Origin of the sequence: Bacillus sp. JJ1609, from assembly GCF_036967045.1 — a bacterium.
Lineage (GTDB): Bacteria > Bacillota > Bacilli > Bacillales > Cytobacillaceae > Mesobacillus.
The window spans coordinates 41386-48193 of record NZ_JBALSS010000026.1 but is presented as its reverse complement, the minus strand read 5'-3'; the positions used below and the strand labels follow the sequence as shown (position 1 = coordinate 48193).

5 protein-coding genes are annotated in these 6808 nt (G+C 46.6%); all 5 read right to left on the bottom strand.

Annotation, left to right across the window (positions count from 1 at the left end):
• Positions 1 to 36: 36 nt before the first annotated feature.
• The 5 genes from argH to V7654_RS18995 all read right to left on the bottom strand — a co-directional run bounded on the left by argH (position 37) and on the right by V7654_RS18995 (position 6751).
• Positions 37 to 1527 carry an argininosuccinate lyase gene (argH, locus tag V7654_RS19015; RefSeq protein WP_335432365.1) on the bottom strand — a complete coding sequence of 497 codons (1491 nt, stop codon included), beginning with the start codon at positions 1525 to 1527 and terminating at the stop codon, positions 37 to 39.
• Positions 1528 to 1637: 110 nt separating this feature from the next.
• A complete protein-coding gene (locus tag V7654_RS19010) occupies positions 1638 to 3329 on the bottom strand; it encodes an ABC transporter permease (protein WP_335432362.1) in 1692 nt (563 codons plus the stop codon).
• Positions 3326 to 4420 carry an ABC transporter ATP-binding protein gene (locus V7654_RS19005; protein ID WP_335432361.1) on the bottom strand — a complete coding sequence of 365 codons (1095 nt, stop codon included), beginning with the start codon at positions 4418 to 4420 and terminating at the stop codon, positions 3326 to 3328. The genes V7654_RS19010 and V7654_RS19005 overlap by 4 nt, the downstream gene beginning before the upstream one ends.
• A gap of 12 nt (positions 4421 to 4432) precedes the next feature.
• Positions 4433 to 5524, bottom strand: coding sequence for an extracellular solute-binding protein (locus V7654_RS19000; protein ID WP_335432360.1), 1092 nt, complete (start codon positions 5522 to 5524; stop codon positions 4433 to 4435).
• A gap of 15 nt (positions 5525 to 5539) precedes the next feature.
• Positions 5540 to 6751 (bottom strand): ROK family transcriptional regulator, encoded by a 1212-nt coding sequence (locus V7654_RS18995; protein WP_335432359.1) that lies wholly within the window; start codon positions 6749 to 6751, stop codon positions 5540 to 5542.
• Positions 6752 to 6808 lie beyond the last annotated feature (57 nt).

Sequence of the window (6808 nt, the reverse complement as noted above, 5' to 3'; positions counted from 1 at the left end):
ACACTTTAAAGCGGTGGGGGTCTGACCCCCACCGCTTTAAAGTGTGAAACTAACTAACTGTTCTCGTTTTTCGTCTAACGCATGAACTACTTTCGAATACTCCTCAAGATCCTGCCTCAAACTTTCTTTCCTAACCCCAATCATCCGCCCAACTTCTTTAGGGCTCGGCCCTCCCTGAAGGCTGCGAATCTCAATAAAGTACTCTGGCGAGATGATTTTCTGCCACTCGGCTTCGGACAAAGTAACATCTACAAACCCTTGAATGACTGCATTAATCGCAGCAACATCCCACTCATACAATTCCTTGCCTTCCTTCACCGTCTGCTTGGAAATAAAGCTTGCGATCGAATGTGCCTTTCTGAATGGAACCCCGTATTCACGCGCCAAAGTATCGGCGAGCTCAGTAATAGTAATACTAGATTTCTTTGCCATTTCCTTAGTATGCTCCCCATTCACCTTCATTGTGGCAATGACAGCATACATCAGCTTCCATACCCGGTTGGCGTTATTGAATGCACGGTATAAATGTGGCTGCAGGTCATCTTCGGTGTCGACGATATCGCCAAATGGCGTATTGTGTACCATATTAAAAGCAGCTAGCGCATCGCCGTAGGCACTGCTCGCAATCGAACGGGAATGCTCGATCGATACAGGGTTCCGCTTCTGAGGCATGATGCTGCTGCATTGCACATATGGATCTGCCACATAAAACGAGCCGAATTCGCGTGTGACATGCAACAAAAAGTCCTGGATCCATCTGCCTGTATTGACCATGCTCGTCATTAGAGCAGAAGCTGTCTCCAGCAGGTAATCTGCCCCGCCGATGGAATCATAGGAATTCTCAACGATCTTATCAAACCCGAGCAACTCGCATGTACGGTTCCGACTAATCCTAAAACCGGTCGTCGTCAATGCAGCGGCACCCAGTGAGGACTGGTTGACCGTCCGATACGCTGACCACAACCGCTCAATGTCCCGGCCTAGCACATCATAAATAGCCAGTAGATAATGCCCCAATGTCGTCGGCTGGGCAGGCTGTGTATGCGTGTAGCCTGTAATAATCGTATCTTTGTGCTGCTCCGACTGATCCAGCAGCACCTCACTCAACTGATAGGCACTTCCCAGCAGATTAACAAGATGCTCTCTAAGCACCAATCGATACATGGCTACACCCATATCATTGCGGCTGCGGCCGATATGGATTTTACCTGCGAGTTCGGCACCGATTTCCTCGCCAATTTTGGCTTCCATCATGAAAAATAAATCCTCAAATTGCGGCTCATAGCTTAAAACGCCAATATCTGTTCCAGCTACCTTGTTAATCCCGTCTAGCATCACTTTTGCTTCATCTTTTTCGATGATCTCCTGCTCAGCCAGCATAATGACATGCGCCCGATGGATATCAAACATGACATGGAACAAGTAGTCCCGCTGGTCATTGAATACAGGCTTCAACAACTCTTCAACGTAAGTCTTTCCTGGAAATGCCGCCCCTTCATTCTTGATAAACTCTTCTAGCTTGTTCATAGTTTCATCTCCGATTTCTGGCAATGATGATGCCGCTTCTCTTCCATATGAATATCTACTCATCGATAGCACTTTTTAAAAAATGAGTACTCTGCCTTCACTTTTCTTCCCTACGACAACGAATTCTCCGCCTTCACCCCGAAAAACTTATTCGAAATCAGCAGCACAACCGCAATCAAGGTAATCTGAATCATCCCATAAGCCGCCGCCTGCCCCATATTGAACATCCGCAGCTGGTTCATGATTTCAATCGAGATTGGTCGGTTTGAGAGTGTATACAACAACACGGACGTAGGGAATTCCCCAACTGATTCCACGAATGCAAGCAAGGTTCCTGACAGTACACCTGGCATGATAATCGGTAAAATAACCTTCCTGAATGTATAGAACCACTTCGCTCCAAGGCTCCTAGAAGCTTCTTCAATAGAATCATCCAGTTGCTCCAAAACCGCGTTAGTTGAACGAACCACCAATGGAATATGCCGGATAAAATAAGCCAAAGGAAGAATCCAGAACGTCCCGACAAGGATATTTCCAAAGGAGAAAATGTTCGGCTCGTTAAAAGCAAAAATCAAGTTCATTCCGATAACAGTCGCAGGCAATGCCCATGGAATCATCACGAGAATGTCGACGAAGCTTTTACCGATGAACTTCCTTTTAACAAGCACGTAAGAAGCCAGCACACCAAACACCAGGTTCCCCGCCGTCGCGATGAACGACAGAATCAAACTGTTCTTCAAAGGTTTGAAGATATCTGGGTCCTGAAGTAGCAATCGATAATTCTCGAAATTGAAAACCGAAGGATACGTCTGCCATGTCCACGTCCCATCTGGAACTAAAGAAAGCAGCAGGATCGTAAAGTGCGGCAGCAATAAAATAATCACGCCAACAATACCAATCAGCACCATCGTCCATTTCAACACCGGATTGTTCACTTCACTGCGATGCGCGCCAATCCCTTTCGTGGCCATCCGGTAATCCTTCCGATTCTGATACCAGCGCATGAAGAGCAAGAATACAATGGAAACGATCGATAGGATAACGGATTGAGTCGCGGCAACCTCCATGTCACCATTAATCTTGGAAAAATAGATTTGCAGACTCAGGACGCGAAATCCACCCGCCAGTAAGAACGGCGCACTGAACGAAGCCATCGAAATCATGAACACCAATAACGAAGCCGCCACAATCGCAGGCGTCAATAAAGGAAACGTCACCTTCCAGAACACCTGATAGCGGCTTGCTCCCAGGTTATAGGCAGACTCCTCAAGCGAAGGATCAATTTTATTAATCGCCGAAGATACCGTCATGTAAAAATAAACATACATCGTATAGGCGTGGACAATCAGGATTCCTGAAATCCCGCCGATTTTAAAAGGAACATCCTTAAGCCCGAATAAATCCTTGATCGCGTTCGGGACAAGGCCTGTTTCGCCATAAAGGAACATAAAGGCCATTACCCCAACCAACGAAGGAAGAACGATCGGCATGATGGCAGCCGTCGAGAAAAAGCTCCTCCCTGGGAAATCATAGCGATTAAAAATAAACGCAAGCGGAATCCCAATCGCCGCACTGGCCAGCACGCTTAACACGGAAATATAAACTGAGTTCCACAATGCTTCTAGGTTCGTCTTCGATTCCTGAGTGAAAAAGTCCTGATAGTTTCCTAGACCAATTCCTCCATCCAGCCGCAAGCTCTCGAGAATCGTCCGCAGCGAAGGATACAGAACATAGGCAATCAACACGAGCAATACAGGAATCAGCAGATATAATGTCAGCCGGTTATCACGATTCTTCATCATGGCGCTTCACCGCTCAGCACCGGGATCAGCCTGATTTGGTCGGCAGGCAGCTCGACCCACACATCGGCTCCAGGCTTCAGGTTGGCAGAAACATGATTCAGCACGTTCACCTCAAGCAGCAACCCGTTCACACATACTCTCACATTGATGATTGTCCCGAAAAACTGGACGTCCTCCACCTTTCCTGCAAACACATTCGGCCGGTCTGCCTTCTCACCCAGAATCCTGATCGACTCCGGACGAATCGAAAGCGCCAACTCACTCTCTCTATGCTCCCTGTTAAAATTAAACGGCGTATTATGTACAACAAATTGATCCTCACCAGCTGAGACGCTCACACGATTCTCGTCCACCTGATCTACTTTTACAGGAAGAAGATTAATCTCGCCTATAAAACTAGCAACAAAGTCATTTGCTGGTTCATTATAAATCTCGGAAGGCGTTCCTACCTGATGGCATACGCCAAAATTGAAAACTGCAATCCTATCACTCATCGACAAGGCTTCGGCCTGGTCATGGGTAACATAAATGGTGGTAATCTTGTAGTCCTTTTGCAGCCTGAGAATTTCGGCCCGCATTTCATCCCGAAGCTTCGCATCCAGGTTGCTCAACGGCTCATCGAGCAAAAGGATTTCCGGTTCGATCACCAATGCCCTTGCCAGTGCCACGCGCTGCTGCTGACCTCCACTTAACTGACTCACCTGACGTTCCGCGTATTGATCGAGCCTTACTTTACGAAGCACATCCTGGACCCGTGCTTTCAACTCACCAGAGGCGATTTTTCGCACCCTCAATCCAAAAGCTACATTTTCGAATACCGTCATATGAGGAAAAAGGGCATAGTTTTGGAAAACCATGCCCGTATTTCTTTTTTCAGGAGGTACACGCGTCATATCTTTATCGCCAAATCGCACCACACCCTTGGTAGGATAATAGAATCCAGCGATCATCCGGAGGGTTGTTGTCTTGCCGCATCCACTTGGCCCGAGGAAGGTGAAGAATTCGCCATCCTTGATTTCCAGGTTCAGATGATCCACTGCAATGACTTTACCGAAGGCTTTTTGGACATTTTCTATATTAATCGACGCCATACCGCACACTTCCTATTCTTTGATTTCTTTATCTCCGCTCTTAATGTTTTCATCCCAATACTTCATCCACGCATCGCTGTTATCCTGGAACACCTTCCAGTCGATATCCATCGCCTTGATTTCTGTTTCCGTGATCCACTTAGGCAAATCCTTCACATCATCACGAGTTGGGATTCGGTAGTATTTTTCCGCTAAAAGCTTTGCTGCTTCAGGAGTGTTAACAAACTCATAGAATGCTTCCGCTGCCTTAGGATGCTTGCCATCCTTGACTAAAGCGATCCCTTCTGTCAATACAGGCGTTCCGCTTTCAGGAACAATGAATTCAAATGGATAATTCTTGTTTTCCTTCAGCATAACGACATCCGGCATTGCCCAGACAGATACAGAGCCTTCGCCCTTGGCGACCTTGTTGTACATCATTTCAGGGTTTGCGGAGTATTCCTTTGTATTCGCATCTAATTTTTCCAGCCACTCGTAGCCCTTAGCTGGATCTTGAGAATCTTTAAAATCACGGTAAATCATCGCCGAGAAAATCGTTCTCATCGTTCCGGAAGCGAGTGGATAACGGATGATGATTTCGTCCTTCCACTTCGGATCAAGCAGTTCATCCCAGTCCTTCGGTGCTTCTTCCTTAGTAATCTCTTTGCTGTTGTACATGATGACTTCAGGTGTCTGGCTTGTTCCTGACCAGTTCCAGTCTTTTTCATGGAAGCCATCACCCAGTGCACCGGAATACGAAGGCTCATAAGGCTTCAACAGTCCTTCATCCTTAGCCTGGTCAAACATAACGGAAGGAGCTCCCCACCATACGTCTGCCTGCGGATTGTTCTTTTCGGAACGGACGCGGTCAAGGACTTCCTGGGAGCCCATATCCAGCCACTCAACATCGACATCATATTTTTCTTCAAACTGCTTCTCGAATTCTGATAAAATATCTTTTCCATGCGGAGAATAAATGACCACTTTTTCTTCTAGCTTCTCTTTGGATCCATTGTCTCCGGACGCTGGTTTGCTTGAACCTTCTTCAGAGCTGCACGCTGCGAGCATGAGCGATGCAGATAAAGTCAATGCGGTAATAATCGAAACCTTTTTCTTGTGTTTCACAAAATTTCCCCCTCATTAATGGTATTTAATCAAACTTTCGTGCTCCCTCATGAAAAGTGACACTGCACCTAAGACCCCTGCATTGTCACCCAGTTGGGACGTCTTCAGCTGGACTGAACTAGGAAGGTATTGGTTCACGATTTCCTGCAGCTTCGGCAGGATGAATTCCGATGATTTTAATACACCACCTCCTAAAATAACAACCTCTGGATTTAGCAAACTAGCAGCATTCACGATTCCATAGGCCAAATGTTCGATTGCTTCTTCAATCACTTTGAGTGCAAGCTGATCGCCTGTCTTCGCTAATTTGAATGCCATTTCCCCCGGAAGCTCTGATGCGAGAGCCTGCTGATGCATGGGATGATCCGGCTCCTGCTGGACGCACTTTGTCAGCCTGTCTCCGATCGATTTCCCTCCAGCAACGCTTTCAAGATACCCATATCGATGAAAAATCGGCCTGAATTCATTTTTCATATCATTTTTGTCAGTGACCATATAGCCAATTTCACCGGCAGCGCTTGATGAGCCGCGATATAATTGATTGTTGATGATAATCCCGCTTCCGATTCCCGTTCCAACCGCGATGAACAGGACGTTTTGCTTGTCTCTCGCATTCCCGATCCATTGCTCTCCAAGTGCGGCGACATTGACATCATTGTCTACATGGACCGGAAACGGAATGTAACGCTGTGCTTCGGTCAGGAAAGGATAGCGGACCCAGTTCAAGCTTGGTGCTTCAATGACCATTCCGCTTTTTGTCTCGGTGATTCCAGGCACCCCAGCCCCCATGCCTAAAATTTTTCCGGAATCGATTCCTTCTTTTTTGATCATGCCTTCAATTTCTTTCGCAATCTGCTTCAGCAAACCTGTCTCAAGATACTGGCAGGTGCTAAAACTGCTGCTTGCTGCGATGTTTCCATTCAAATCGCAGATCACCGTCTTTACCTTCGTTCCACCAATGTCCGTTCCAATGATGTACGCTGCTTTTTCGTTGAAGCATAGCTGGATGGGCCTTCTCCCGCCCTGCGAGGTCGACTCGCCAATCCCTTTTTCAAAAATCCATTTTTCCTGAATCAATTCATCGACTAATATAGAGACAGTCGGCTTGCTAATATTCATTTTCACCGCTATTTCAGCCCTTGAGATTGGTGAATTTTCCTGAATGCATTGAAGCACTCGCTTCTTGTTGAGTGTTTTTAATTGCATGGTCGTTCCACTTACATTCATAACATCACGGCCTTAGTTTTGGTTTGCTCTGCTAAACTAGGCTGTTGATTTTCGTTC

Coding starts and splice junctions, on each gene's coding strand:
- argH (WP_335432365.1), bottom strand. CDS start 1,527: ATGAACAAGCTAGAAGAGTTTATCAAGAATGAAGGGGCGGCATTTCCA.
- V7654_RS19010 (WP_335432362.1), bottom strand. CDS start 3,329: ATGATGAAGAATCGTGATAACCGGCTGACATTATATCTGCTGATTCCT.
- V7654_RS19005 (WP_335432361.1), bottom strand. CDS start 4,420: ATGGCGTCGATTAATATAGAAAATGTCCAAAAAGCCTTCGGTAAAGTC.
- V7654_RS18995 (WP_335432359.1), bottom strand. CDS start 6,751: ATGAATGTAAGTGGAACGACCATGCAATTAAAAACACTCAACAAGAAG.